This window comes from Legionella tunisiensis, assembly GCF_000308315.1.
Taxonomy (GTDB): Bacteria; Pseudomonadota; Gammaproteobacteria; order Legionellales; family Legionellaceae; genus Tatlockia; species Tatlockia tunisiensis.
In genome coordinates this window covers 1-26,136 of sequence record NZ_CALJ01000089.1, presented here as the reverse complement: position 1 = coordinate 26,136, position 26,136 = coordinate 1, and the positions used below count along the sequence as shown (strand labels likewise).

Genomic DNA, 26,136 nt, shown 5'->3' with positions numbered 1-26,136 from the left:
ATTTTTCTTATGGCATACTCGTGTTATTGGGCATTATTATGCTCTCAACCTATCTGACAGAAAAATTTACCTACCTGACACAGCGCTTAGTTGGGCTAAGCTCAGCCTTTTCCACCGCAAGTAATCCACAAGGCGGGCTAATAAGTGGCTTTTTCTTTGGCGCTTTAGTTGCAATTATCTGGACACCCTGTGCGGGCCCTATCCTTGCAGCAGTGATTGTCCAAACAGTGATCCAGCAAACAACGATAATCAGTTTTTTCAGTCTTTTAGCTTTTGCTCTAGGTGCTGCCATACCCATGCTAATCATTGCACTTTATGGCATCACCATCATGGATAAATTCGCTTTTTTTAAAACAAAAACCTCTCTTTTTCGCAAAATTTTAGGGGGAATTATTATCGCAAGCGTTGCTTATATGATTTATCAAGAAAGAGGAAATGTCACGTCCACAACAACAGCCAAGACAAGCATTCAAACTGCTACAACACTGCAAAATGGTTTGTGGCTTCCTTATAAAGCACCTGCAATAGGCGGCATAGAAGCCTGGATCAATTCACCTCCCTTGCAACTGGCCGATCTAAAAGGCAAGGTTATTCTTGTTGATTTCTGGACCTACTCCTGTATTAACTGTATCCGTACTCTGCCCTATCTTAATGACTGGTATAATAAATATCACGATAAAGGCTTGGTTATTATCGGTGTACATAGCCCCGAATTTGACTTTGAAAAGAATCTGGACAATGTTAAAAATGCAGTGAAGCGCAACGGCATTAAATATCCAGTCGCGCTTGATAATCAATTTGTCACTTGGCGTAATTTTAATAATCATTATTGGCCCGCCCATTATTTAATTAATAAAGAAGGCAAAGTTGTGTATAAACATTTGGGCGAAGGAGACTATGATATCACCGAAAATAACATTCGATTTCTGTTAGGTATCGGTGGGCTTGCCATGCCTACTGAAGCCAGTACCGACCATTCATCGCTCGCTGAAACACCAGAAACTTATTTGGGCTATGCACGAGCAGACAGGAATGTCAGCCCCTACCCATTAATTCATGATAAACCCGCACAATATAACTTCCCAAAACAACTCACCTCGAACAGTTGGGGTTTGCAAGGCATGTGGCAGGTGATGCCTGATAAAATTATTTCAATGCAGGCCGATGCTGCTATAAAAATTCAATTTAATGCACGTAAAGTTTTTGTGGTAATGGGTAATACTTCTCAAAAACCCATCCAGGTGAAGCTACTTTTAGATGGTCGGATGATTACGACGGAGAAAGGTAAAGATGTCATTAACAGCACTATTAACGTCAATAAACATTCTATATACGAACTGGTAGTCTTGCCTCATTTCGCCGACGGTCTTTTGCAGCTAACCGCCACAGAACCTGGGCTTGCTATTTACACCTTTACTTTTGGTAGTTAAGCCTAATTTATAGATGTCTATAGTGCCCGGTTACTGTTGATTAATTGGGTACAAAAGAGGTTACTGTGTCAAATTAAGTCGGACCAATTCAAATTTTTCTGTACAATCATTAGGTTGATATTAATTCGACCTACCGAAACAACAACTCCAATGACGATTTTTATTATCTTTTTCCACCTCAACGGATGCGTTTGATGCAAGAAATGAAAGGTGCCGCAACGAATTTTTTCCTTCTGTTTTAATTACCTCTTGGGTATCTGATAACTCTTTTTGTGCTTCCAAAACTATATCTTTCATAATTTTATTTGTACGTGCAGTGTATTCACTGGGTTTTTCATACTCGCTTTTACCAAATAGTAATACACCTCCTGAAAATTTTTTCTTTATCTTTTCAGTAGCACTTTTAATACTCGTGAGTATATCGTTTAATGCTAATTGAATACTCTCATCTTCTATTTTACTGTTAAATCTTTCTGTAAAACGCTAAACCTATCGATTGTACTTCCCATACCTGGTGCGACTCTAAGAAGAAATTTACCATCTTCACCTTCTTGTACATCTATACCATTTACTACAAATTTTTCTCTTGATTTGCTTAAGCCTGAAATTTTTTCACTCATTTTTACTGCTTCTTCAGGTGTCAACTCTATCAGCAATAAAAAGCCAAGTGGCATCTCCTTAACCACATCAATTCTCATCGAGAATTCTTGAAAGCTCATGTGCTCTCCTACAAGAAAATCGCACCACATCCAGTTTATACTTTCAAGCAAGTTCCTCTTAACTCAATTATTACTCTATAAAACCAGGTGGTTTTAATTGGAACAAAGCCGGATGCCGCGGGCAGAGCACGCGGCATATTGGAATCTCGGAACAACCACGTACAAGCATCTATTCCTGATTTAGTATATCGTTTTACAGTTCTGTCAGGCGAAGCCTCAACCTACATTTGCTGACGCTAGCCGCCAACTCATTACTGTTTATTTCCGCACAATCAAATTATTTTCTACACCTTTAACGCCATTGACTTTGCTCGCTACATCGCCAGCTGTATCACTTTGGCGAATAGTCTTCACATAACCACTTAGCAATACAATACCATTATGTGCTTCTATATGAATACGTACCGGAGCAAGTTCAGGTGTGTTTAAGAAGGCTGTATTGACAGATGCAGTCAATGATTCATCAGAAAGACGTGGTTGGAACAAATTTCCTCCACTAAACATTTGACAACCTGCTAATAGTGAAAAACCCAGAGCAATTAGCGCACCTTGATAATATTTTCTCATCATTTCCCCTTTTTTATTTTAGTCATGCTCTAAGATCACATGAGTTATTCAACTCTTCCTAACTAGCCCTTCTTTATCTTTACTAGCAAGAAGCATGCGTAAATGATCAATTTCTTTGAGTAATTCAATCGCAAGTCCAGCGCCAGCGACATTAATACCTAAATCTCTGTTTAATTGCAATACAGTACGAATACACCGCAATGCTTCATTATCAAATTGCCACTCATCATTCTCATTTTTTGTACATTAATAATACCTTCATCAATAATTTCGATAATCAGTTCTCTTGACACACCAAAAGAAGAAGTAATTTCATGCAATGACAAACAAAACCACTCTTCACCAGTTACAGTGGGTGTTTTTTAGATTCAGTCATTGCTAACTCCCAATTTTTCTCGTGGATTAAATGTTGTAGTACCCGCCATTTGCTGATATAGACTGGTCAACCGTTCATTCTCTTCGGTAGGAATAACTATCTGCAGAATGACATATTGATCCCCTGGAGGATTACCCGGCAAACCTCTTCCCTTAAGGCGCATTTGTTTACCAGCTTGCGTTAATTTAGGAATTTTTAAATTGACCGGCCCTGCCAGTGTTGGAACTTTGATGCTAGCTCCGAGTGCTGCTTCCCAGGGTGTGATTGGTACCTGTAAATGAATATCTTTTTTTGTAAGTGAAACCAGGGATGGGGAGCAATATGAATTTCGATGTATAAATCACCCGCTTGTTGTCCAGCCCCCTTACCACCTTGACCTTTTAATCGTATCTGCTGCTTGTTGCCAATCCCTGGAGGAATCTTTACTTTAATAGCTCGCAGTTGATAATCCATGAATCCTTGACTATTCGTCACTGGCATTTGTAATTGCAGCGTTTTTTCAGTCCCATGAAAACTATCTTCAAGATTAATCGTCAATTTGGCATGCACATCACGTCCCTGATCATAATAGGAGGCGTGCTGTTGCTGCTGGCGTTCGCGAAAAATACTATTGATAAAATCCTCAAAATCAGCAGCATTCCCTTCGTTAAAGTGGTAATACTCACCTTGCCCTGATTGCGGCCTATACGCCTGCCCCTGCTCTTGCTCTTTCCAATATTGGCCATACTGATCGTATTTAGCACGTTTTTCAGGCTCGCTCAAAACACTATAAGCTTCACCCAATTCTTTAAACTTGGCTTCGGCATTGGCCTCTTTACTAACATCAGGGTGGTATTTACGCGCAAGCTTGCGATAAGCACGTTTAATATCTTCTTGGCTAGCGCCACGCTCAAGCCCCATTATCTGGTAATAGTCTTTATATTCCATAGGTTACTTATTAAATGATTTTATCCATTTTTAGCGACGGACTAAAGCTTGTCAATTTTTTTAGTGGCAACAATGATGAAAAAGATAAAAATAGAAAAGGTGGGAATAACGTCCCACCGTCTCCTATCTACCAAATATCTCTGGACCTTTATCTTGCTGCTCTCTTAACTCATCAAGTGTTTGTTTAAAGGTACTCTTATAAGTTGAGCTAATAGACGTTGCAAGTTTGTCTGCCTTTTCCAAGGTTTTTTGATGAGCGACTCTTTGTGCACACGCTTCTTTGATACCTTTAAGCAAACCATCCACATAAGCCTTATGAGGCTTGAAAAGAGTCTCATGGCAAGAGCTATTACTGTAACCATAGAACATGCCGAGTTCATTAGCTGGCTTAAATGTTGGGCTTATTACATTGATTGCTTTGTGACTAAATTGCATGGAAGGTATTTCTGAGCCCAGAACCATCAACGCTGTCCATATATAGCGCATTTCTTTTTCTTCAAAGCCACGCAATACAACCGGATTACTCTCAGTAGGCGGGTCACTGAAAGCGCTTAATAGAGTCACAGCACAAGCCAAAGCAAAATGTATTCTATCTTCAACCAACTGAGGATCATCTTCCGCTACTCCGAGAGGGGCTTCAGGAAATTGAGTGATCGTCAATTTAAGATCAGCTAGATACTCACTCGCATTGGCAAGACTCGTACGATAACTAGATGCTCTCTCTTCAATATAACAACCAGAATATCGCCCGGTACGTGCCGCATCGGGATTAATAGTATGTTCTCTAAAATGCCCTGCTTTAAATGCATCACCTGCCGCATATCGAGCTTGATGAGCACCCAAACCCAAGGTCGTGGATCTGGCACTAACTGCCGTTGCACTCGATGTATAGCCTGCTCTAAAATGAGCGGCTCTTTCGTCCATCAGATGATCTTGGGTAGCACTCTTGAAAGGAAATACCTCAAGAGCTCCCTCATCGGTTTTTGCTCTTCGAATGGTTTTTAATATACCATCCTTCAAGACCTGCTCGCGCGCTCTTGGATCACCGTACAATTGCTCATACACTGGTTTATAGAGTTCTAATTCTGCGTCTACTTTTTCCAAATACCTATTTAAGAGAGCCCGACGCCCTTCCAGTGCACTCCTTTGCTCCTGAGAAAACATACTCGTATCAGCCGGAATACTAGCGAGTTGCTCATTTAATTCATTACGCAGCGGGACAAGATAATCCACTATCACTTTACAAGTCGTTGCCAATGCAGTGAAATGAGCTTCCATCGCTATTGCATTTTTCTTGGCTGCTCCTCGGAAAGCAGGACTAAACCAATGCATAGGATTCATAGCCCCTAATTGCCGTAATTCACTACGTACCTTCTTATCAACAGTACCAATAGCGCCTACACGTTGATTAATGCCCTTTAATGTAGTCTCATCAGCCAATAAGGTTGCGGCATATTGCATAGGATCTGCATATTTATCTCTCTTTTGATTACGGTCTGCGACCAGAAAATCAAGTCGTGCGTCCGCCGCATCACGAACCCGTTCATACGCATCATCTTGTACTAAAGCCTGAATATTATGTAGATTAAGTTCATCAAGTTGATGCCAATTGTGATTTAATTCTTCATTGCTAGTTGCTCTTGCAATCTCTGTCAGTAAGCGCCCATCCTTACTGATAGCAATCTCTCTTTTCAAAGCATGAACAGCTTTTTCCTGCGCTATGATTCTTGGATCAGGTTCATCCGGTCGGCGATGCCTTGCAGCATCCAAGGCAAGCAAACGTGCCCTTGCCAAGTCAACAAATTGCGTATAAGCATCCACTTTAATCAGGGCTTGCAAATGATCGGCATTACCTTTACCAAACAGATCAAAAGCCGCTTCTAAACGCCCATTTGTTGTAACTCTGGTAACCGCTTCCAGAAATTGCGCATCCTCGCATCCGTTGATAAAGTCTGTCAGAGCTACAATTGCATCTTGATTAGCATCTATACGTTCTTGAGCTACGGCCTTAATATCCATATAGGCATCGAGCCTGTTCAAGGCATCTACATGACCAACAGTTAAACCAGTTCCTCTCAAATCAACATTGCTATCAACATTAGCAACTCGATCTAGTAGGGCGGCATCATGACTATCATTAATTGCTGCTATTAAAGCGTCTTGCGCTTCCAGATCTAAAGTTGCTAATCGAAGTTCTGCCTCGTCTTTGATGGCTTCATAGGCATCAACTCCTCGCAAAAATCCTACATGCTCATCAAAACCAGCTCCTACTTCTAACTCATCATTGCTTTCAGCATCAGCAATTCCACGCAAGGCTACCAAATCTGTACTATCTTGAATTTTGGCTTTTAATGCATTACTTGCCTGTTGACTTAGAGCTGTTAGACGTAGATCTGCTGCATTTTCAATTTGTTGCCAAGCAATATCTCCAATAGCCGCTACTTCAGCAGCATACCCATTCCAGCCAATAGCAGCCAAATCTAACTCCGCTTTGTCTTCATCACAAATAGCGTTTAATAAATCTACGTCTCTACTAGTTTCAATGAGAGGTTTAAGCACAAGCAGCGCTTTTTGTTCAGCGACTGCTCTTAAAGTTTCTTGAAGTCGTTGTAATTCCACTAATCTTTCTGCTGCAAGAAGCTCCTGCTGTTCTTTCTCTCGCCTTTCTGCTTGAATTTCCAGGTCTTTTTGTCGAACAATTTCTGAGATTTCTTCTATCTGATCGTGCAGTTCGCTGTTAGTGGCTTCCAGTTCTTCTACACGCAAACTCTGTTTGGAGTGCTCTACACGCAGCGATTCCAATGATTCCAAATGCGTTGAAGCCTCTTGTTTCGCTAAATTGGTCGCTGCAAGTTGCTTCTCCAGAGCCAATTGCATCTTACTGCGTACTTCTTCCGTCTCATCTTTCGAAGAAGACAATTCCTTTTGCAAGTCACTGTTGCGTGATTCTAAACTCAATACCTCTTTGCTCAAGCGCTCTGCATTCAAAATACTTGATTGCAATTCAATGGATTGCTTCTCAAGTTTCTCTGACAATTCATCACGTGTATTTTCTGCTGTGCTTAAGCGGCTTGCCAAATCATCCAGCGCATTGCGATGCTCCAGGCGCTCTTGCTCAAGATCAAGGGCCGCTTGCTCAGAAGCCTCATCCTTCTTCGCAATCGCTTTTTCCAGTAATTCGACCTTCTCATTATGCGTCGCTATCAAGCGCTCCGCGTCTTCTTCCAGGCGATGAACAGTCGATTCCGTTTCTTGCAGTTGTTTCGCTGTCTTGACCTGGGTTTCTCTTGCTTCAGCAACCGCCAATTTCTCAAGGCGTAACTCTTCGGCTAAACTCTCCTGCGCTTCCGTTAACTCTTCAACCTGCTCCTGCAGCTCTCTAACCGCCTCCCGATCACTCGCCAAAGCCGCAATCAACTCATTCAAATCGCTTGTTTGTCTGGCGACTTCTTGCATGATCCCTGGTGGTAACTGGATAGCAACTATTGGGACCATCGGAATTTCTATACGAGGACTCACATCATCAAGTAAGTCTTTATAAAACGTTTTTCAACAGAAGGAGATTTGGCATCTTTTTCTAATTTGGCGAAAAGACCTCTTCGGAAAGGAATAGACAGCGCGTCACTATGTAATAATTCCTTTAAAGCCTCGTGATGCGTCTCATTTTGAGCTTTTTCAAGTAACCAATCTTTATTAACCAATAAAGCGACTAGACGTGCCTGCTCTAGCTCTGGTTTCAGAGGATTCGCTTTAGCGCAAACTGCATCGAGTAATTCTTTTACCATTTTAAATTGTTTTGCTTCGCTTTTTTCAGCCGCTAAATAGTTTTTGAGCGGATTAACCGGATGTGGATTACTCAGAAGATGAACTAAAGTCTTTTCAGCCGTATCGCCACTGTGTGTTTTAATTTTAGCAAGCAATTCCGTTAGGAAAGTAAACTGCTCTTGTTCTAAGACATAATTGAGCAGGGTTTTACCGCTCTCATCCCTTTGTTTAAAAAGTGCTGTCCATTCTTCGGCAGATAACTCGAGCGTTTCCCCCAGCCGAATTAATTCTTTCACGCCCGCAAAATTACCGTTTTTTGCTGCAATTAAGAGCGGGTAAGCATCTGTATGAACCGGTGCTTCTAATAGAAAAACTTTAGCAAGTTCTTTATTGTCCGCTGCCCACGCAAGTTCTTGCGTACCTTCATCGCGCATGAATAGATGGTAAGGCGAAGTACCATCAGGTGGCAGTAGAATTGCCAGGATAGTTTTTGCATCAATTCTTTTTTCGGGCTCAGGATTTAATGCATTGTATTTAGCAATAATTTGATTAAATAAGGTCTTATTACCAAGCACTGCACAAAGATGCAGAGACTCTTTAATGGCCTTAAGGTTATCGCCCGCAGCAAGCTTGGCAGCTTCTTTCGCAGCAGCTAAGGCTTCTTTTTGCTCCGCGCGTTGCACTGCCGCAGTCTCTATTAATTTATATTGTTCTGAAGTAAGAGCGTCAATGGTTAAGGTATTATCGATACCTTTAAGTTCCCGTATAGCGAGAGCTTGTCCTCCGCCTAGCGTTTTTAGCGCATCCACATCTTTATCATATTGACCAGCAGCAATTGCCTCAGCCAGCTTAGCAATAGCAACAGCTAATTCAGCGCTTCCAATTACATTCTTGGTTACCTCATCAAGTACTAGTGCTGCTTGTCCAAGGTCTTCTGCTACTTTCTGTTGCCTACGCTCCGTAGCTATCGTCATTATTGCAGACTGATACAGCTCCTCAGAGAAGGTTGAACGTTGAAGCGAAAGCGTTCCATCTATTTCTTTGAGCCTTTTATGTGCATAGGAAGAGAAAGTGCCTTTCCCTAAGGAGGACAATTGCTCATCATGTCTACCCTCACCAATTTCACTAGCAAAAGCAGCAATTGCTCTCGCCCACTTCAGATTTTCTCCCGCAGCATCAACCTCTTTTTCTTTCCTTGTAGAAGTAGCAAACGCGTTGCTGCGACTTTCTGCAGCGATTTATAGGCATGGTCTGTCAGATTTAACTCAGCACAGCCCTCTAATGCTTTGAAAGGCGCATTAGTGGTAGCCACAACTAGTTCCTCTAATGTCTCAGGTGCAACAAGCTTACTAATTGCTTCTTCAACTAACTTCTCTGCTTCCTCATTCGGGAATAAGGCTAAGATAGTGTCTAATTGCGCTCTATTATTATTGCGGACAGCAATATGGAAACAATTGGTTGCCCATTTAATATGGGGAGCACTCTCAAGGCGGCCCGAATCAGCAGGGCCATATTCCTGCATCATTAACTTGAATATTTCTGTTTCAGAAGCGCCTGCTCTTTTTAACGTTTCAACTAAACTGTTGAAAACGTCAGTCATGCCATGTTCCGCAGCATAGTGTAATAGGCCGTCTCTTTTTACAACAGCAATCAACCTCTGCGCGTTCTCAGGATTTTCTGTAGTAATTTTGCCGAGTACATGTTTTAGAAGTTCGTTTTGACCCTGGGCAATACAATTTTTTAGCAAGTCAGGGAAGGTTGCACTGTCGTCCAAAAAGAGGCGAAAAACATCTTCTTCAGGTAGAAATTTGTCTAAAACACCTTTTACTTGTCCAACTTGGGTCTCATTACTAGGATAATTAAACAAGACATCCAGATGCTTTGTTCCGCCTGAACTCTCCAATAAACGGTATTTCGCTGTGATTTTTGTGAGCACAGATTGTAGGATCTCGCCTTTTGCCAAGACTTGTTGGTGACCCAGATCATTTAATTTTTCATAATCATTAATACATTGCTGTGCTGCTGCCAATTTTTCTTGTAATTGGGCTTTATTATAACCCACACCACTAGCAACTACTGCCCGAGCATCGGTGAGAATTGCATCGATCTTATCGATAAGTTTTTTCTCTGGACTTTGAGCTCCTTTAAGAAGAGCAGCTTCTGTCAATGATTGTTGTAAGGCTTGCAAACGGCGATAGAGATGTAGAGGTGAACCTTCACGTTGGTTAGATGGAATGAACATGACCGCATCTTTTTTAGTATAAGCAGCACCCGTTTCAATATCCTGTGCAGTAATCTCATTCCCATCGCAAGCAAAATATTTGTTAAACTCTCTCCAATCCGTAATTGCTAATCCTTGAGGATCTTTTCCATCAGCGGCTAAAACTCTAGGAATAACATAATCCCCGACTGCCCGTCCTTTAACAAGGCTAAAATAAGCCTGGCGATTGCATATACCAAAAGCCATTGCAGTTAATGACCAATCATCCATATGAGGATCTTCAGGTTTATCCAATACCGTATTTTTGCTGGGATCAGGAGCACTACTTGCTGATAACGGTATAGCGCTCCGATCCTCTCCTAATACTTGGGGACTGATATAAGGCAGAGTTCCATTACGTGCGCCATGTAAAATTTGTAAGGTTGGTTTAACCCCAAAAATTATCTCGCCATTCTCTTTCTTTTGAACAAAACGCCCATCAGCATCTATACATCTTTCAACAAAATCCCCGTTAGCATCATGATATACTTCCTTCTTGACTACTTTTGTTGGGAGATTAAGACCAAATTTTTCGTCAAAAATATCGCTGACTTCGATTTTGGAACCTTCGTAATTTTTTATAAATCCACCAGTTGCCCAGTCAATGTATTTGACTTGATAAGTACCATCCGGATTTCTCTTATAGAGGAAATTTTCTGGTTTGATATCATTATGGCTAAACTTTAAAGCCTCAAATTTTTGGGCTTCCCTCACAATGGCTTGGGATAAAGCAACTGTCTCTTTCAAATCAGTAAACGCTTGCCCCTTCACTTTCTCGGGTCGCTTCGAAGGATCGTGATATTCAAGCGCTCCCTTTGTGTAAAGGTTTAATTGAGCATTGGTTATATCCGCTAAACTATCACCCTTTGCCCGTTCAGTTAAAATCTGATACTGTTCTGGCGTTTTATCCTTGGCAAATAACTTTCCAGCCTTTCTAGGTTTATCTTTTTCTATCCAGTATTGAGTGCCTCCCGATAAAGCCCCCTTTCGTGCATTTTCGGCTTCAGAAAGATTTTGCAAAACATCACTTTCTATGCGATAAAGAGGATCATCCCGTGCGGTAATAGGGCGTGTTCTCAACTCATCGCGACTCTTGGGATCAAAAGTTGGATCAGTTCCCGGTACATAGCCTTTTTTAACTACCTGGTTTAAACCAACCAGTAGACTTTCAACCTCTTTCACTGAACCGTATTGACCAACACCCAAGAGCCTGCTGTGGGTAAATAAACGACCTTTCTTTCCACCAGGCCCAGCATAAGCTTCATCCAAACCCTCGAAAGGTGCAATTACACCCCGACTACCACCGTAGGAAAAATAAACTCTCCCCCTGGTGGTTTTACCAAAGAATAAGGGAGTTTTGTTGAACCTAAATTCACTGCAACGGGGCTACCTTCAACTGGCTCTCCAGCTGAATTTAACACCTGAATAGTAATCGGACCTGTTGCTGAATGCTTTACTTTAAATCGTACATCAATAATGTCTGTGGGTTTTATAGCATCTGCAATTTTTTGCACAATAGAAAAATACGCATCTTGCTCAGACTTTGTTATAGCCGGCTCACCTTTTCGAGTACGCTCGATTAAACGAACCGTATCGATTGCCATGCCCTTAATCTCAGCTTTCATACGTTCGATACCGAGGACATCTAATTTCAAGGTAGGTGCCATTGCCTCGTATTCGGCTAAAAAGACCGCTTCTACTTTGGCAGCAACGTCTTCTTCTGATTGAAACGCCTCTTCAAGTTGCCGTACTTTTTCACGCCTTTCTTGGGCAGAAGCAGTCATTATTTTTGCTTTGCTAACAATAGGTGCAACACGTTTATCTAACTCTCTTTCATCTAATAAAGCAATTTTCGTGTATGCGTCCTCTGTACTAGCAGCAATTCCTGGAACTTCTAGGGCTGCTTTATATTTACCGGCAGCCACCAATTTAAAGGCTTCTTCGAGTTCTAATAAAGTTTCAGATTTAACTAGTGGGGTGGGAGCATTAATAGCGTCTTGAACCGCTTTTACACCACATATAGATTGTAATTCCAATAGCTTGCGTAACAGTAACTCACCGTCACCTAATCCTGCTTTACTAATTTTAACACTCTTTTCGGGAATGCTATCTTTAATTAGGTCCAAGGCCGTTTGATAAGCTAGTGCTTCTTCTCCATCAACATCTAAACGAGTAAGCTGTCTCTGAATATCTTCGACAGAATCTCCCGTGATAGATTGGCGATGAAGGTGGTCGGTGATGTCCGTTAAGCCAGTAAAGCTCGCGAACATTGGCCTGAAATCCCGGCCAAAACCGCCATTCTTTTTAATAACGTTATAAATAGCATCTAGGAAAGCAGGTTTCATGTCGAAATAATACAAATTGACAGTTATTTTACCATTTGGAGAAACCTGCACTGTAGGAGTACCTGCATGTCCGGCAAATATGTCTTTTACACATTCCTTGATTAGTGTTTTATCATTTCGGAGACCGGTCTCAGTGAATTTTTCTATTGAATTACCAGTTTTAATACCGAGACCTTTTCGAGCATCCCACACCCCCGCCAGCCCTTCTTCCAATTTTTTAAGAACTAGGTCAGCACTCTTATGCTTAGCCTGCTGAAATTTAAAAGTACTTTTGCTTGCTTTTTTTAATAAACGCCCCTCAGCCAAACTAGTAAACACTTCATCAGATGTTGTACTTTTAGTAAACAGCTCTACATCTCGGATATTTCTTGCCCAGAACAAATCACGTGTAAGGTTGCCTTGGATTTTTCTTGCATATTCTCTACGATCTTCTTGGCCAAATCTTAATTGGTCAAAGAGTGCTTTTCTTTCTTTGACCATACTGATTTTAGCTGCCTTATCCCAATCACCTTTTTGCGTTATTTTTAATTTGCCTTCTACGTCAGCTAGTAAATCCGCAACAGAATGCCCATTGCTATCTTTATATTGGCTTAAATTATCGATAATCGCCGAGGTTTTTACATTAGGTAATTTGGTGCGTAAACCGGAAAGAACTTCTTGGTATTGGGCATATTGTGCCGATTCAGCGACTTCTACTTTTGCACAATCACGGCGAACCATCTCATAGAATCCCATCTGTGCGAGTCTTTGGCATTGATTCCGTAGTTGCACATCATCCGGTTTATTTTCATACATTAAAGTCGCTTGCTCTATCATGTCCTTAATATTATCCAGCGATAAAGTCTGCAATTGTTCTTCTTGTTCTGCTTGCCCAAGTTTGGCCAACATTTCAACATAGAGATTGGTTTGCAATTTTTTAACGGCGGCAGGAGCATCGGAAAGAGTATCAGCTAAGTGTCTGATATTACGGAAATTTTGAGAAAATTCGCTAATAAAAACGGCTATATCACCCAAGACTATAGGCTCATCCAAATTTACTTTGACTGATTCTTGAAGACCTAGCATGCGGGCTTTAATATCTAGGTTAATTTTCTGCTGCTTTTCTTTATAGAGTGCTAATTGCTCATTAGCAGACTCATTACCTTCAATACTCTCAGGTAAATGTTCCAAGCGTGCTTCAATTGCTTTCGATTCTTCGGCTAACTCTTGGTAAGTATAGGCTATTAAAGCATTTTTAACGATACCAACTGATTTTTCAGAAAAATTAATCGCGTTAATACCATCGATAAATTTCTTGCAATACGCCATATTGGAACCTCGCGAGCGGTTGCTTTTTATATATTTCTATAGATATATGTAATTTTAACCTCTAATTATTAAGGTAAAATTAATCCCTATCTGATTATAGACTCATTAGACTGTATTAATTGAAATTTGATAGATTAAAAATCGGACATGTTATTATAGAGGAACTAAAAAGGCCAGAGGCAAAGAGAGCGATTTAACATTTCGTTAAATCCTTAAGAAATCCTTAAGAAATCCTGATCATAATATAGCTAGTTTTCCCTCCCCCTTTAATCATCCAAGAGGATAACTGTTATGATAACAGTCAATATTTGGTTACCAACAGCGCAAATTTTTGGGAAAAAGATCAATCATAATATTTTTGCCCCTTTAGTCGCTACACAAAGGGAAAATGAAAATGTTGGCCATGCCAATTTTCAGCTTACTCTTGATGAAAGATCAAATGCTTATGAACAGTTATTACATTCAAAATCCCCATTAGTGGATAAAACTCTACGTGTCGTTCCTACGCTTGTTAAGGGGAAAGAGCGTGCTTACTATACCCAGGAAAATTAGAAGTGCCACAATGTCCCATAGTTTCTGGCCTGATCTGAAGCCAAGCGCAGCGAATTTGGTAAAAGATGTATTACATCTTATGCATCTTGGTTCTGGCAGCAAAGGTGTAGAACCCGAGTTTGCTCACCATTATTCTGATATGGAGCGTGAAGAGCTGGGGCAGCTATTGGTTATTCAACATCAAGTACCAGACCTGGATAAACTGCAAATTGAAAAAGAAGCCAATTTAGCTTTAGCTGCAGAAGCTAGTGAATTGGAGTCCAATCTGGAAATAAAGACCAATTTATTGGTTGAAATTGAACAATTAGAGCAAGAAGAGTCTCTGTTAAAAGAGTAAATTGAATAGCTTATCAGCCGAGTATCAGATGGATAAAACGCTATTAGAAGATGAGCGGGTCAACATCAAGCATCGTGTTACTGATAATGCCAAGAAAATGGATTTTCTTGGCAGAAAACATCATTATCTCACAAAAATTTCCAATCCGGATCTGAAAACTGGTAAAGAGCTTATTCTCGTTCAGCAACAAATGGAAATCCTTAATGAGCAACAAACAGAATTGCAATATCAGGCGAATTTCTTTGAAGAAAGTTTGCAAAAATTACAATTGACCTACGCAGAAGAAACGGAGAAATGCCAACGTGCCCTGACTCAGGTTGTGGTAAAAATTGATCATTTGCGAGATGCGATTAAACAAGCTGAGAAAATAATACAGGATAGAGATATAAGCATTGTCCATCAGATGCAAACTACGTATAAAGAACAAGTCGATTACCTACAGCGTAAAAAATATTATTTGCAGGAATTATGCAAGACAAAGGGCAGGCATCCAGATAGCTGTTTTCGGTTACCAACCAGCGAAAGTGGATTAATGTTTTATATTGATGAAGAAGCTGTCTTCGTCGCTATGCAGAAGGAAGCGAACCAAAAGTATTCGTTTATAGCAAATAATTGCTCAACTAGTGCAAAAAGATGCCTATTGGCTGGTATTACTCCAACTTTACGAAAACTATTAATAGAGGAAATTGGATTTTCAGAACAATTTTTAAATTAAATAAAATTGAAACATGCAAATCGCTAGAGTCATGGACAGAACGATTACAAAATGGGTTGACTCAATTGAACATGAAAGCCTTGCAACAGAATTCTCAAATTTCATTCTCTGCGCCAACGGCTTAATGCGTGCTTATATCAATTATAAAGCTTGCAACTTTATATACTTCTGTTCGCTCAGGTATTCAGTGACTATTCAGCCATCTCTTAATCTCATAAGTGGTATCAGAGAGTACTTCCAGCAACTGCTTGTAAAGTTTCTCCAGTGATTGGGCATGACCTGCTTTGCGATAACGCTCCAAATACTGACAAGCGTATAACATTTTGATGGTACCACAATATAAAGCACCGCTTTTCATCTTATGAGCTAGTTCTTCAATAAGAGACCAATCTTCGACAGCATGGGCTTCTTCAATCGCTTTTTTATCATCAGGGATCGCCTCATCAACCATGACTTTGAGCAATTCTTCAAAAACTTTAGCATCCCCCAGAATTCTGATCCCACTATTGCTATCGAGTAAAGGAAAGTTATTTAATGCAAATAATTGCTCTTCTGTGTCAGGTAAATCATGTCCCAGCCGGCCAGTAACCAATTTTTTAACCTCCTCCATCCCATCGACGGTAGGAAGAATGTATTGCCTTATAATTTCTTGCATCCTCTGTAAATGCAAGGGCTTTCTGATTAGTTGTGCTAACCCTACGTTTAGATAATCACTTTCTGTTTGCTCAAGAATATCCACCGTTAAACCAATAATCGGGATTGGCGTGTGGTACAACTCTTTTTCCCGCTCACGAATTACCAAAATCATTTGCTCAACAGAAATTCCCGGCAAATTAACCTCGGTGAGTATTAAATCAAAAAGAGTTGTTTGCAGCAGTTCTAATGCTTGTTCGCCGCTCATGGCAAAAGAAAATTGACAACCAGCTTGCTTAATAATGATTTCAGTCAGGCGGGCAGCAACAAGATTATCTTCTATTAATAATATATGGGACAAATTATTGACTCCCTTCTCAGACCCATCGATATCTTAATCCTATTAAGCCGTCGTTTCCGCTCAAAGAAAGAATAAGTGTATTTTGGATTATTGAACGTCATTAACGTATGGTTAATAGGATAACATTTATCTTTATAAAAGTTATGGGCCTATTCGAGCTGCATAGCCCAATGAGCATTCAGTGCAAGATCCATACCGATACCTAATTGTTTGAGCATCGTACCATTACTAATGGTCGATATCATAAAGCTCTTATCAATACGGCCATTAACCTTGATTCATTAAGATTAATATGACATGAGTTGGCCGAAATTGTAATTCGGGTCTTTGTATTTTCTATGTTGAAATGAGGCTAGCGAACAAGTTTGATCTCTCCGAGTTAAATTTACCCTGGATACTGCTTCAAAATCTTTTCAATAGACTTGGAGGTGATTGGTTTACTTAAGAAAAATCCTTGTACTTCGTCGCAATTTTGTTGTTTAAGGAAATTAATTTGCTTTTTTATTTCTACTCCCTCGGCCAGAACTTTAAAATTTAAACTCTTAGCCATATCGTAAAAACAATAAAATAGCCAAGGGCATGCTTTGGCTTCACTTTCCAAATTTTTTAAGAAAGGTTTATCGTATCTTGGAAGATAAAAGGAAAGTCCTATTTTTGGGCTCTTATCAAATAAATTGATAAATTAAACCAGTATTCACCCTGATATTTTTCTTGGCATTTCCGGTCATAAGCATCCACCATGGCCTCATTAATAATGGATATTTTATCACGAGGGATTTGGCCATGAAAAAATGCTATTCCATTGACAAATTTACGGAAAACATCAAGAGAAGGCAAAGGCAATGCATGTTTCAGTCGCTCTATGCTTATTCGTTTAAAAGGGATAGCCTGTATTCTTTCTTGTAAATGATCTAAATTCTTATACTCTACTGGCGGCTTAAAACTATCTAAACAGGGAAACTCGCCCGATGCTTTTACTGCCATATAACTTGTAATAAAAGGATCGTCACCCGAAGGAAAAAGAGTCAGAATTTTTCCGCCTGGTTTTAAAGCACGATAAATATTCTGAAACGCCTTTTCGATACTAAAAGCACACCATTGTAAGCACCAAAACGATACGATGAAGTCAAACTGACTATCAAACGTCATGGTTAATACATCATCCTGCTTTAGACTTACATTAGGATGATTTGCCAGTTCCTCGCTGGCTAATTTCAACATATTCTCAGACGCATCAATACCAAGCAGCGAGCCTTGTGGAATTTTTTCCACGGTCTTGCGGGTATAAGCACCATTCCCACAACCGATATCCAAAACCTGATCGGTTGGTTGTATTGTTAAATACTTTAAGTAATTATCGGCAAGACTCGCTTGAATAAAAGAACCTATAGCATAATCATTGGCGGGCCATTCTGGTAAAGACATGTTTATTTTCCTTTGTTTATAACGCTAGGTTGATGTATTCGAAAAAAACACATTTCCTTCCTTTATTTCGGATCCTCCCGACGATATTTTCCCGCCATAAAAGAGCGCGCAATAGTCTCGGTCAAACAGGTTAAATTCGAATTCATGCTGATAACGAGCGCTTCTGGCGTCACTTGAGTAAGTTTCAGGTGATAATAAACATCATGCTTTTCAATTAAATCACTATCATGATAAATAATGTATTCAGCTCGTAATATACTGTTGCCGTTAATATCGATAGAAAAATCTGCAATATTGATTTGTAAATGATAGCTGGGCTTGAATTGACTATCCCAGGGATAGCTCTCAACCACAGCGCCTGGCAATAGAGTAGACAGATTGGTTTCTACCACACGCATGATGTTTTTATTCAAGGATTCAGCCCATTGATGAAACTCTTTTAGCGCAATCTGATGTGGCGTGTAGTGAATCATTAGTTGTGGTTTTTCAATATAAGCAGGGCAATTAACTTGGTCGATCCCTATTTTTAAATAGCTATAAGTAGTAGCCTGTTGTTTTTTCGGTGGAATAGGATTTAACACATAAAATTGTGACTCTTTACTGCGTCCACAAGCAACAAGGATTAAGCCTATAAAAAAACAAAACCTAGTTTGCTTATTTTCACTGTTTACCTCGCAATAATGATTCAGGATGCCGTGATAGATAATCCGTCAAATTTTGAGCCGAATAAGCAGCGCCAGAGATCTGTTGTAGAGTTTGGGTAAAATAGGTGAGCACTGGCGGTGTATCTTCATTAAGACTATTGGTTAATCGTTCAAAACTCTCTGCCATATTTTTAATCGCATTAATTGTTTGGCGCATTTCTTCCGAACGCACAAATTTACTAATGTCTTCCATCGTTTTTTAGCGGTTTTTAATGCGTCATCTAAAGTTGTGTATTTATCAACTGAATTGATTGTTGGAAAAACAGGATAATTACGATAGCGTGTTCGCTTATATTTATGCACAGGCAATGATTGGACCAGGTCAATATTTGCAACACCCGTTAAAAAATTGGGTTTGGATATATCAGCAACATAACCTTGTTTGATAAGCGTCCGCATAGGGTTGCGTCGCAGACCGAATGTTTTTCAACAAAAATTGTACATACACTGGAATTTCCACTTCGCTCTTTGCTTTATTTTCCGTAATTTCTATCGCTGTAACTTGACCTATTCGCACGCCACGATAAGTAACAATTGAGGAGGCCTCTAAGCCAGTCAATGACCCTTTGAAAAACATAACATAGGTTTCTACCTCGGCACGCAAGTATTCATTGTAAAAAAGATTGCGCCAAAGATCATTAAACTAAGGGCGCCGACAATAAAAATGCCTACCAATGTATAGAGTCGTTCCTGACGCATTGCGTTCCTTAAAAATTCGAAATATTCAAATATAAGCTAAAGACTGTCAGCCATAATAAACCTCGGGTTATGATCCTAGACACCGCTTGTCTTACTGAGATATTTCTTACCGCTACATCATAATAGTAATAGCCTACGATGAGACTCACAATGGTACAATACACCGATGTTTTTAAAATTGAGATAAACATTTCTATAAACGTTATAGAACCTGCTAAATGCAACAAATATTCGTGAGTACTAGTACCTAACACAAAATGGAAAGTAAGATAAACGCTAAAAATAAAAGCAGCCACTGTATAGGTGTAGAGGAGTAACGCTGTAATATTGATCCCAATAATAATGGGCAGAATATAATCAAGTAATACTTCCTCAGGTAAACGATGCAGTTTTGTAACTCGAGCAGTAATCAAATTCAAAGAAGATTGCACACAAAGGACATAGCCAATTAGTAAAGGAACAAAATCTCGTGTTAATAAATTTTGTACAATTAATAGTGCCTTATGCTGTAGATGATACCTATTTAAAATATGGTGAAGATTAGTGGCTATAGACATTCCCATTAAACCACTAATAAACAATAAGGGAATAACCAGCTTGGCACCAGAGCGATAGATAGTTTTTATTATACGCTCCCAAGAAATCGCGGCGCGCCCCCAGAGGAAATCTTGTATACAGTGCCATAAATGGCCAATGAAGTGGAAAAAAGGGTAACTGATGCAATAAACTTTACTGCATTAAAACCTGCACGTCGAAAAACATACATGATCCCATCCTTGTAAAAAGAGTTTCATCAATTAAGTTCTCCTCAATCATCAAACCCACAGATGCTGATTATGCACCTTTAAAATAAATAACCTCCAACCAAGTTCTTATAAAGGCATCGGATTTAGGATGGTACCAATTTATCCGATGCCTTTTCGTTTGTTATTTACCCTTAAAAACTTTGATAGGAAATGGCTTTAACTCTTTCTGCCCTTTTAAAAAATCAGTTACTTGATTCACCTGTGTGATTGTAGCTGATGAATAAAGACCTTTTGTACAAGCTGATTTACTATAGCTGTTGGCGACAATAACATAAGGTCCTTGATTACTGACAATGGAACAAGTACAAGACGCTTTTGATGGATCATTTTTATCGACAGTACAAGGCATATCCAAACACCAAGCCCAAGGGCGGTTATTTGCACAACTTACATAACCTTTGATGGGATAATAACGCGAGTAAATGATTTCATTGCTTCCATTACAAGGTTTTTCACCAGCAGAATACCCTTCTTTTACATCGCATTTGCAGGATGCCAAATCTTTTTTCCTGGAATAGGTTCACATAATGACGTAGTGCACAAGGCATATTTATTTTTGCAAAGATTAAAACTGGGTGCAGATGTAGAAGCTGATAGATTAAAATTAATCATCATCAACAAAACAGTAACCATCAGTTTCTTCATAATAAAATCCCTCCTAATTTAGAAACCAACATACAAAATTTCACACGCTCCTTCAGTAGCCAACAGCCTATCTATTTCTCAAGATAGAAATTGAGTATGACATTAATTAAAGATTGTTCACAATGAGTTTCTACAATTTTACCAATAAGAAGGGCTAGTTGTCTGATAAACAGCTAGTTGTTCATGATCGAAATGATTTCTTTACTATTAAAAAGCAAGCACGATTTGATCAGCTATTTTTTCGCTCCCAAGGAAAGATTAGTGACTGACTATTGGTGTACTTAAGATTGTAGCAATAGAATCCATTTCCTGTGCTCGTTTTTGATGAACAAAACTCCGAAATAACCGCGGCGTATAATTGATTGGTACTGATGCAGCAGCTAATCCTTCTGCTTGGTGCTCCTCACCTACATTAACAACAGAGTCGGTTTGCGGAACAGCGGTCAACGTGGTTGTAACCTCATTAACCAATTGATTGATGGAGGATTGGAACTGTTCTTTCTCGCCATCTTGTAAGGCTTTTTTCAAACTTTGATATTCAGTATTACCTACTTCATGCAAACGTGCCAAGACTATTCCGGGTACCTTGTCATATCCGAGCGCCTGATTGCTATGAATATCATACCACTCCAACCAGAGAGTACGGTGTCTGTTAAAATTTTCCGTTCTATCGAGTAAGTCTTGAGCGCTGAGAGCTTCTTTTGACTGAAACTCTGCCTCGCGTTTTTCACAAAGCTTAAATTCTTCAATATAAAAATGTCTAACCATTCTTGCATTGTCTTTACTGTTAAAGGCACTGGTCATTCTGGCATTCACCTGAAACTCAGGAATTTCAAATGCTCCACCATAATAGAGTTGGCGGGCCTTCTGATAAATGTCATTTTTTACTGTAACGTATTTAGCGGAAGCACCCAAAGCAACCAACAAGGTTGGAATTAAAGTGAAAGTAAATGCCAAATCAGGGATAGCTAGTGGACCAAGTATAACGGCCGTCACAACAATCACCGCCACAGCAACGATCATTGGCATTACCATTCTTACGAATTTAAAGAAGGGATCCTTTTCATATAAACCAATGTCACGGTATTCTTCATAAATGGGACGAAAAGGCGCAAGCAAGCTTGCAATAATCGCTTTGTTTTCATTAATTTGATTTGCAAAGCGACTGTAATTATAAAGATCAAGGAGAGCAAGAAACGAACTCTCGTTTTGAGTTGCAAAACTGGTAGCCTGGATAAAGGCATGAGCATCTGCTAGCTTGTTGACCAACTCTGTCCCGCCATTGACCACCCTATTATTCCAGAGGTAAGACAAGGAATGCATTAGGACTTGCCCTTGCGTATCACTTGGCGTTTTCCATTCTTTACCATTAATCAGAAGCAGCCTTTCCATAATGTGGTCAGTAAGCGCTTTTTTATAAATTTGAAGCCAATCGGCTAATAACAGATTTCCTTCATCATTAAAAGCTTGCAGAATTTCTTTGGCAATTCGTTTAGCCTGCTTTTGATTGAAATCATACAGTATCATTTCACTAGGAAGGTTTTTAGCAGTTGCCTGTTGTAAATAATAAAAAACCACTTCGGCTACTAACCGTTTTTCTACTTTCGCCATATTGGGTTTTTTCTTCTGCATTTCAACATGGTATCTTGCACGCAATTCTGCGATTGCAGTTCCTTCTTGTGGAGGAAGTAGATTGTTAAGTAAGGGGAAAACTACCGCCAAGGCCTCAGCACGCGCCTCTAAAGCAACTATTTTTTGAGCAATTTTTTCCTGGCGAATCCGCTCTCTTTCCTGAATAATCGGCTCGCAGATAGAAGCCATCTCGGGGAGAGTAAACAATTGAGTCTCCCACTCGGCAATAATCTTTTTCTTTTTATCCTGACTTTGTAGAGGGACAGAAAAATCTTGATCATCCAGGTAAAGTGGAGGTATGCTAGTTTGTAAAACCCTTGAAAATTCAGCTTGGGTAAGTATGCGCTTTTGTTCAGTGGTCAATAATTTAAACTCAGGGTACTCCGCTCTTAATATCTCCCAAATGATTCGTCCAACAACCTTTTGGTAGTCATCAGTTTGGGCAATATTACCCAGCAGCCGTGCTTTTTGCGTAATAAAGTCTTGTTTGACTTGTGCATAGATTATTTCAGGGGCTGAAAAAAGTACTTGCCACCAGGCTAAAGAAGTGCGAACCTCTTCCATTGACTTTAAAGTATTATTAACTGCTGCAATAAATTCCTGGCCCGCTGGTGAGCGTTCAAAAGTCTTGCGTTTTCGCCGATTAAGAAGGCCGTAACCAGGTATATACCGATTCGCTATATCCAAAAATTCCATATGTCAGGCCACTGTCATAAAATAGAGGAGAATCTTACTCTCCCAAGCTTAACATTTTATTATGCAATAGCGCCACTGAAGTAGATAAAAATACACGAATAAATCAAAATTTAATCATGTATATTATTAAAATACAACAAGCAATTTTTCCTTCCAAGCCAAGGGGATCTAATCATGCAATTTGGTTCCGTAAACACGATCACCAGCATCACCCAATCCAGGGAGAATATATCCTTTTTCATTCAAACATTCGTCAATTGCTGCCGTATAAACCGGAATATCAGGATGTTCCTGATGGAAAGAGGCAATGCCTTCCGGGGCGGCCAATAAGCAAAGAAATTTAATTGATTTCGGTTGTACTTCCTTAATTCGGCTGACCGCTGCAATAGCACTATTTCCAGTTGCAAGCATTGGATCAACCACAATAATGTCCCGATCTTTAATATGTTCAGGTAATTTATAGTAATACTCTACAACCATTAACGTTTTAGGATCGCGATATAAACCAATATGACCGACGCGCGCAGAAGGTATTAATTGTAACATACCATCTAAAATCGCATTACCAGCACGTAGAATAGAGACAAAAACCAATTTTTTCCTTGTAAGACTGGTGCATGCATAGTCGCTAAAGGGGTTTCAATTTCTTCATATTCAATAGATAAATCACGTGTCACTTCATAAGCGAGTAACATACTCACCTCTTGTAAGAGAGTACGAAACTTAACAGTGCTGGTATCCTTCTTACGCATAATTGTCAGTTTGTGTTGGATAAGCGGATGGTTTACTATAACCACATGTTGATCAGTCATTATTTTCCTTTTAAAAAACGGTGCCATCACTAATAATTTGGATAGGAGGGGTACCTTTGTTGCGCCTCAGTCTGGCTATGCGTCGCCCTGCTTCCCAAGTTCCTCCCTGTAAGATTTTAGCCAAAGGGAGAGCCGCCGTATCCATTTGTAGTTGCTGACGGATAGCCGTTGCCAGCTCATCCAACAGAGCCACAGTCAGAGCCCGCCACTCAACAATGGCCTCTGCTCCTGGACTTTGAGGCTGTAGGAATAGCGCTTGATTTTTACCTGCAGCAAGCCTAAATCAATCAACAAGCCACCATTACGATACTCGGGTAACCCAGTCAACTCATCCAACTGAGTCACCTTTATTCCAGTCCATTCTAAAGGTTCTACCAAAGAATAAGTTAGCCATTGAGATAACTTATGGAAAGGTATCAATTCTGAACCTAAAACATCTGTCTGCAATTTAGGATGGCACCATACATCTCCTAAAGGGATCCCCTTAAATTGTAATCGAGCCGGCCAAATTTCAGTAAAAGCCGCTAAGACGGCCTGAAAAATTTTGCCAGCAGTGATGGTCTGATTAACTTGTAAGGATGAAATATAAGAATAAAAATTACCTAGACGCCCTTCTTTCCCAAAATAATTGCTCTGTCTACTAATAACTGTCCCCAGACGATTAAGTAAAACCACTCGTCCTGCTATGCCTTCAAGAACATTTGTATTCGTTATCTGGAAAACTTTCGTCAAATCGGAACGAGCAAAAGTCAGCAAGCGCTCATAATCAACACGCCAAGGCTGGTTTGGATCGTTACTCAAAACACCACTTAGATAAAGCGCTAAACTGGCTATTGCCAAACCTTCTGAACGGCTATATTCCTGACCGGTCTCCGGATCAAGATAACGCCAATAGTTACCTGCACCAGCATCCAGAAAAACACTAATAATTACCAACTCGTAAAATATTTTGCCTCGCTCTTCCTGTGATAAATCGTGCAGGCGAGCAATCAAAGCATTCACTCTATCAATACCCCCCGTTGCAAAATGGCGCCAACGGCTATGGTAGGGGATCGCTAGTGTAGGATATTGATCGTAGATGACGTCTACCACAAAAGCGACCGTTGCAGACATTTGTTCATTATCAATAGCAAAATGCTCCAATTGCTCTTGCTGTGCCAGATTCAGCATACGCTGGGCTTGCTTACGAATGGTTCGCGGATCTTGCAGAGTTTGCAGCACACTATCCATTGACTCTTTATCACTCATCAAGTCCACGTCCTTTGGGTATAGCCAGTTCGTTAATATCAATCATTCGATCTGGTGAGAAATAACCAGCTGCCCGTTTGGCATCCATTTCTACTTTGGCATCATGGGGTATTAATTCATCAGGAATCTTCACCCGCTCTACAACCTCTATGCCTGCTCGCTCAAGAGCAGCAAATTTAATATTGGACATGGATACAAAACGATGAATCTTCGTAATCCCAAGCCAATGCAAAACATCAGACATTAATTCTTGAAATCGTACATCTTGCGTACCGGCCACACATTCCGTACGCTCAAAATACTTGGCAGCAGTATCACCACCTTTCTGTCGTTTACGAGCATTATAAACGAGAAATTTAGTCACCTCACCTAGCGCTCGGCCTTCTTTACGATTATATACAATGAGCCCTGCTCCCCCCCTTTGTGCTGACTCAACACATAATTCGATCCCATGAACCAGGTAAGGACGGCATGTACAGATATCCGAACCAAAAACATCCGAGCCATTACATTCATCATGAATACGGCAAGAAAGTTCAATTTTTGGATCATGAATTGTCGTTACATCACCAAAAAAATAAGCTGTTAACCCACCAATGGGTGGTAAAAACACATCAAGATCCGTCCTGGTCACCAATTCTGGAAACATACCCGCGGTATGCTCAAAAAGGGTACGTCGCAATTCAGCTTCAGAGACATTAAAACGTTCAGCAACACCTGGTAAATACCACACTGGTTCAATGGCTGCTTTAGTAACTAAAACATCTCCCGATTCTTGCAAAAATGTTACCATCTGGTTTAAGTCGCCCTTTTTGAATCGCGTTTTGCAATTCAGGGAGATTGATATGTGCTTTGGTAACAGCAATACTCGGTCTAATATCATAACCAGCCGCAATTTCTTCTGCAAAAACATCCGCAACAACATGCCCCCAAGGATCGAGAGAAACAATTTTTCCTGGTTCATGCCATTGTTTATGAGGACCAATCTTCACCGGTGGCGTTGTATTAGTCAAATCAGGTTTATGCTCAGGATCGAGAACACCCGCAGCAATTGCCAATGCCCGATAAACAGAGTAAGAGCCTGAATGAGTACCTACCACATTGCGATGCCTGATATTCGTAAGTGAAGCAATAATAGGACCTCGCTCTTTTGGATCCTCCACCCCCCACTTAA

At 40.1% G+C, this 26,136-nt stretch carries 19 protein-coding genes and 5 pseudogenes; 4 read left to right on the top strand and 20 right to left on the bottom strand.

Going from position 1 to position 26,136, the window contains the following annotated elements; all coding sequences use genetic code 11:
- Window positions 1–38 precede the first annotated feature (38 nt).
- A complete protein-coding gene (locus BN58_RS22840; RefSeq protein WP_232220409.1) occupies window positions 39–1,430 on the top strand; it encodes a cytochrome c biogenesis protein DipZ in 1,392 nt (463 codons plus the stop codon).
- Window positions 1,431–1,882: 452 nt separating this feature from the next.
- On the opposite strand, the gene BN58_RS06755 is transcribed toward BN58_RS22840, so the two are convergent.
- From BN58_RS06755 to BN58_RS06715, 8 genes and pseudogenes are all read right to left on the bottom strand, one after another.
- The gene (locus tag BN58_RS06755; RefSeq protein ID WP_026069319.1) at window positions 1,883–2,149 is read right to left on the bottom strand and encodes a hypothetical protein; all 267 of its coding nucleotides are present in this window, start codon (window positions 2,147–2,149) and stop codon (window positions 1,883–1,885) included.
- 258 nt (window positions 2,150–2,407) lie between these two features.
- Window positions 2,408–2,719: a BON domain-containing protein gene (locus BN58_RS06750; RefSeq protein ID WP_083852133.1), complete on the bottom strand. Its 312-nt coding sequence runs from the start codon at window positions 2,717–2,719 to the stop codon at window positions 2,408–2,410.
- A 45-nt stretch (window positions 2,720–2,764) separates the two neighbouring features.
- A pseudogene (locus tag BN58_RS29630) lies at window positions 2,765–2,941 on the bottom strand (chaperone modulator CbpM); the annotation flags it as partial.
- Between the two features lie 143 nt (window positions 2,942–3,084).
- Window positions 3,085–3,992, bottom strand: a pseudogene (locus BN58_RS22835) (DnaJ C-terminal domain-containing protein).
- Between the two features lie 150 nt (window positions 3,993–4,142).
- Window positions 4,143–7,538 carry a coiled-coil domain-containing protein gene (locus BN58_RS06730; RefSeq protein WP_156812408.1) on the bottom strand — a complete coding sequence of 1,132 codons (3,396 nt, stop codon included), beginning with the start codon at window positions 7,536–7,538 and terminating at the stop codon, window positions 4,143–4,145.
- The gene (locus BN58_RS06725; protein ID WP_232220408.1) at window positions 7,535–8,878 is read right to left on the bottom strand and encodes a hypothetical protein; all 1,344 of its coding nucleotides are present in this window, start codon (window positions 8,876–8,878) and stop codon (window positions 7,535–7,537) included. Before BN58_RS06725 ends, BN58_RS06730 begins: the two co-directional genes overlap by 4 nt.
- A 62-nt stretch (window positions 8,879–8,940) precedes the next feature.
- The gene (locus BN58_RS06720) at window positions 8,941–11,313 is read right to left on the bottom strand and encodes a hypothetical protein (protein WP_019216173.1); all 2,373 of its coding nucleotides are present in this window, start codon (window positions 11,311–11,313) and stop codon (window positions 8,941–8,943) included.
- 17 nt (window positions 11,314–11,330) lie between these two features.
- On the bottom strand, window positions 11,331–13,697 hold the full coding sequence (locus BN58_RS06715; RefSeq protein ID WP_019216172.1) for a hypothetical protein: 2,367 nt from the start codon (window positions 13,695–13,697) through the stop codon (window positions 11,331–11,333).
- Between the two features lie 291 nt (window positions 13,698–13,988).
- On the opposite strand from BN58_RS06715, the gene BN58_RS06710 reads away from it, so the two are divergent.
- The 3 genes from BN58_RS06710 to BN58_RS22830 are packed head-to-tail and all read left to right on the top strand — an operon-like array spanning window position 13,989 to window position 15,301.
- Window positions 13,989–14,249, top strand: coding sequence for a hypothetical protein (locus tag BN58_RS06710; protein WP_026069317.1), 261 nt, complete (start codon window positions 13,989–13,991; stop codon window positions 14,247–14,249).
- Window positions 14,250–14,259: 10 nt separating this feature from the next.
- A complete protein-coding gene (locus BN58_RS06705; protein WP_026069316.1) occupies window positions 14,260–14,586 on the top strand; it encodes a hypothetical protein in 327 nt (108 codons plus the stop codon).
- Between the two features lie 28 nt (window positions 14,587–14,614).
- Window positions 14,615–15,301 carry a hypothetical protein gene (locus BN58_RS22830; RefSeq protein ID WP_026069315.1) on the top strand — a complete coding sequence of 229 codons (687 nt, stop codon included), beginning with the start codon at window positions 14,615–14,617 and terminating at the stop codon, window positions 15,299–15,301.
- A 184-nt stretch (window positions 15,302–15,485) separates the two neighbouring features.
- On the opposite strand, the gene BN58_RS06695 is transcribed toward BN58_RS22830, so the two are convergent.
- The 12 genes and pseudogenes from BN58_RS06695 to BN58_RS22790 all read right to left on the bottom strand — a co-directional run.
- Window positions 15,486–16,295, bottom strand: a complete 810-nt coding sequence (locus tag BN58_RS06695) for a response regulator (protein ID WP_019216171.1) — start codon at window positions 16,293–16,295, stop codon at window positions 15,486–15,488.
- 385 nt (window positions 16,296–16,680) lie between these two features.
- The gene (locus BN58_RS22825; protein WP_040916221.1) at window positions 16,681–16,896 is read right to left on the bottom strand and encodes an EAL domain-containing protein; all 216 of its coding nucleotides are present in this window, start codon (window positions 16,894–16,896) and stop codon (window positions 16,681–16,683) included.
- A gap of 47 nt (window positions 16,897–16,943) precedes the next feature.
- A complete protein-coding gene (locus tag BN58_RS06680) occupies window positions 16,944–17,720 on the bottom strand; it encodes a class I SAM-dependent methyltransferase (protein WP_019216168.1) in 777 nt (258 codons plus the stop codon).
- Window positions 17,721–17,782: 62 nt separating this feature from the next.
- The gene (locus tag BN58_RS22820; protein ID WP_019216167.1) at window positions 17,783–18,301 is read right to left on the bottom strand and encodes a PqiC family protein; all 519 of its coding nucleotides are present in this window, start codon (window positions 18,299–18,301) and stop codon (window positions 17,783–17,785) included.
- Between the two features lie 79 nt (window positions 18,302–18,380).
- Window positions 18,381–18,617, bottom strand: coding sequence for a hypothetical protein (locus tag BN58_RS33225; RefSeq protein WP_019216166.1), 237 nt, complete (start codon window positions 18,615–18,617; stop codon window positions 18,381–18,383).
- 171 nt (window positions 18,618–18,788) lie between these two features.
- Window positions 18,789–19,028, bottom strand: coding sequence for an MlaD family protein (locus BN58_RS33220; protein ID WP_019216165.1), 240 nt, complete (start codon window positions 19,026–19,028; stop codon window positions 18,789–18,791).
- Window positions 19,029–19,131: 103 nt separating this feature from the next.
- Window positions 19,132–19,740, bottom strand: a complete 609-nt coding sequence (locus BN58_RS22810; protein WP_083852130.1) for an ABC transporter permease — start codon at window positions 19,738–19,740, stop codon at window positions 19,132–19,134.
- Window positions 19,741–20,050: 310 nt separating this feature from the next.
- Window positions 20,051–20,428 carry a hypothetical protein gene (locus BN58_RS22805; RefSeq protein ID WP_019216163.1) on the bottom strand — a complete coding sequence of 126 codons (378 nt, stop codon included), beginning with the start codon at window positions 20,426–20,428 and terminating at the stop codon, window positions 20,051–20,053.
- A 404-nt stretch (window positions 20,429–20,832) separates the two neighbouring features.
- Complete coding sequence (locus BN58_RS06650; RefSeq protein ID WP_019216162.1) at window positions 20,833–22,902, bottom strand: hypothetical protein; 2,070 nt, start codon at window positions 22,900–22,902, stop codon at window positions 20,833–20,835.
- A 168-nt stretch (window positions 22,903–23,070) separates the two neighbouring features.
- Window positions 23,071–23,714, bottom strand: a pseudogene (gene upp, locus BN58_RS22800) (uracil phosphoribosyltransferase).
- Window positions 23,715–23,724: 10 nt separating this feature from the next.
- Window positions 23,725–24,965: pseudogene (locus tag BN58_RS22795) on the bottom strand (DUF1688 family protein).
- Window positions 24,955–26,136, bottom strand: a pseudogene (locus BN58_RS22790) (GTP cyclohydrolase II); the annotation flags it as partial. The pseudogenes BN58_RS22790 and BN58_RS22795, both read right to left, overlap by 11 nt.